Here is a 2,455-nt window from a genome sequence, read left to right as displayed (position 1 = left end):
CCGCAGGCTGGAGGAGGGCGAGCCCGCGCCCGCGTCCGGGCCCGGCGCCGACCCCGTCGTCCTGGCCTCCGGCAATCTCGCGCTGATCTCGTTCCCCGATGTGCCCACCCGGCTGAGCCGGGAGCAGATCGAGGCCCGCCACCCGGCGTTGCTGAGCACCCTCGCCAACCACCCCGGGGTGGGGTTTCTGCTGGTGCGCAGCGAGGAGTACGGCTCGGTGGTGCTCGGCCCCGGCGGGGCCGAGGTGCCCATCGCCGAACTGACCGACGCCGGGCCGCTGGCGGGATTCGGCAAGGGCGCGGCCGACGCCGTACGCCGCACCGACTCCTTCCCGCATGTCGCCGACATCATGGTCAACTCGATGTACGACCCGGAGACGGGCCGGGTGCACGCCTTCGAGCCGCAGATCGGCTCCCACGGCGGCCTCGGCGGGGAGCAGTCGGCGCCCTTCCTCCTGTCGCCCACCGATCTCTCCCCGCCCGTCGACGACGGCGCCGAACTCATCGGCGCCGAGCGGGTCCACCGGGTGCTGCGGCGCTGGCTGCGCGAGTGCACGGGCCCCCAGGTGCCGCTCGGCCCCCAGGAGGCCGTGCCTGCCCCGGACAGCGCCGACGCGAACTGACCCCCGGCACGGGGACCGGCCCCGGTGCTCCGCGCCCCGAGCCCCGGATTCGCCCGGGGGCACCCGGACCGGCGAGAGCCTGGGAAACGGGCCCCGCCGGCGGTTGAGGCGCCCGGGGTTCCCCGGGGCCCGCCGGGGCCCGCCAGCGCGCGGAGTGCCGGTCCGGGACAGAGCACCGGCGAAGGCCCCGTGCCGCCCGGGGCGCGCGCCCCCGCCCCCGCTCCGCCCGGGGGCACGCCCGCACGCTGCGGGCGACAGCCGCGCGCCCGACGCCCCGGGGGCGATCCCATTACCTCCGGCGTAATCGACCCGTCCGCCCCCGACCGGCAGTCTTACCGCACCGGATCCCGGGCGGCGCACTCCGTCCGGGGTTCGTGTCGCCGACCCAGGTCGTCCGATCCCGCTGGAGGCTGATCCGCCATGTCCGCAACCCTGCTCGCAGGCATCGCCCGCACCACCGAGCCGCAGACGATGCTGCGCCGCATCCTGTTCCTGGACGCCCTCGTCACGGGGGCCAACGGAGTGGCGTACGCCGTCGCCCCCGGTCCCATCGGGCGGCTGCTCGGGGTCGACGAGACCCTGCTCCTCGGCCTGGGCCTCTTTCTCACCGGGTACGGGATCGCCGTCGGCCTCCTCGGGGCCCGGGCCCGCCCGTCGGTGCCGGGGGTGAAGGTGGTCATCGACTGCAACCTGGTGTGGGTGGCCGCCAGCCTGGTGGCGCTCGCGCTCTGGCTCGACCCGACCACCGCCGGTACGGTCTGGGTCCCGCTCCAGGCGCTGACCGTCGGCGGCTTCGCCGCCCTTCAGTGGGCCTGCCTGCGGGTTGTCGCCAGGGCCTAGGTCGTGTCGTCAAAGTCCCGTCTGCCCGCCGTGCCCTGGCACGCACTCCCCCTGGGCCTGGCGGCCCGGGTGGTACCCCCACGCTGCGTTGTCGTCAGTCGCCTACGGCCCCCTACGCCCAGGGGCGTGGGAGGTACCCCCACCGCGTGGACTCCCTCCTCCGCCTTGCGATCGCACGCACCAGACCCCGCCAGGCCCGCCCTCCGGGCGGACGACGCTACTTTGACGACACTCTCTAGGGCGTGAGGGACTGGAGGTACTTGACCGTCGCCGGGTCGGCCGGGAGGAAGGTCTCGATGGCCAGCTCGGCGACCGTCACATCCATCGGGGTGTTGAAGGTCGAGATGGACGACACGAAGGACAGCACCCGCCCGTCGTGCTCGATCCGCATCGGCAGCGCGAACAGGGGGTACGGCACCGGGTCCGCCCGGTCCTCGGCGTCGTCCGTCCCCGACAGGGGATAGGCGACCACCTCCTCGTACAGCTCGCGCAGCGCGTCGGAGCGGGCGAGCGCGATCTGGCGCTCCATCTGGGCCATCAGATGGCCGCGCCACGCGCGCAGATTGCGGATACGGGGGGCGAGGCCCTCCGGGTGCAGGGTCACCCGCATCGCGTTCAGCGGCGGCGCGAGGAGGTGGTCGGGCAGACCCTCGATCAGCATGGCGATGCCCCGGTTGGCCGCGAGGACGTTGTAGACACCGTCGACGATCAGGGCCGGATAGGGCTCATAGCCGTGGAGCAGCCGCTCAAGCCCCTCCCGCAGGGCCCCCAGCGACGGATCGTCGAGCGAGGTCTCGGTGTACCGGGGGGCGTAACCGGCGGCCAGTAGCAGGGAGTTGCGTTCCCGTACGGGGACGTCGAGGTGTTCGGCGAGCCGGAGGATCATCTCCTCGCTGGGGCGGGAGCGGCCCGTCTCGATGAAGCTGATGTGGCGGGACGAGGAGTCGGCGCGCAGGGCCAGTTCGAGCTGGCTCACCCGGCGGCGCTCACGCC

At 74.1% G+C, this 2,455-nt stretch carries 2 protein-coding genes and 1 pseudogene; 2 read left to right on the top strand and 1 reads right to left on the bottom strand.

Annotation, left to right across the window (positions count from 1 at the left end; translation table 11 throughout):
* Positions 1-622 (top strand): annotated as a pseudogene (locus tag ACWF94_RS38625) (hypothetical protein); the annotation flags it as partial.
* A gap of 420 nt (positions 623-1,042) precedes the next feature.
* On the top strand, positions 1,043-1,462 hold the full coding sequence (locus ACWF94_RS38620) for a hypothetical protein (RefSeq protein WP_453499673.1): 420 nt from the start codon (positions 1,043-1,045) through the stop codon (positions 1,460-1,462).
* Positions 1,463-1,697: 235 nt separating this feature from the next.
* Here ACWF94_RS38620 and ACWF94_RS38615 read toward each other — a convergent pair.
* Positions 1,698-2,455: helix-turn-helix domain-containing protein (locus ACWF94_RS38615; RefSeq protein ID WP_453499671.1), on the bottom strand; the 758-nt coding region annotated here is incomplete at its 5' end.

This window comes from Streptomyces sp. NPDC055078, from assembly GCF_053607985.1.
This window is presented reverse-complemented; position numbering and strand designations above follow the sequence as displayed.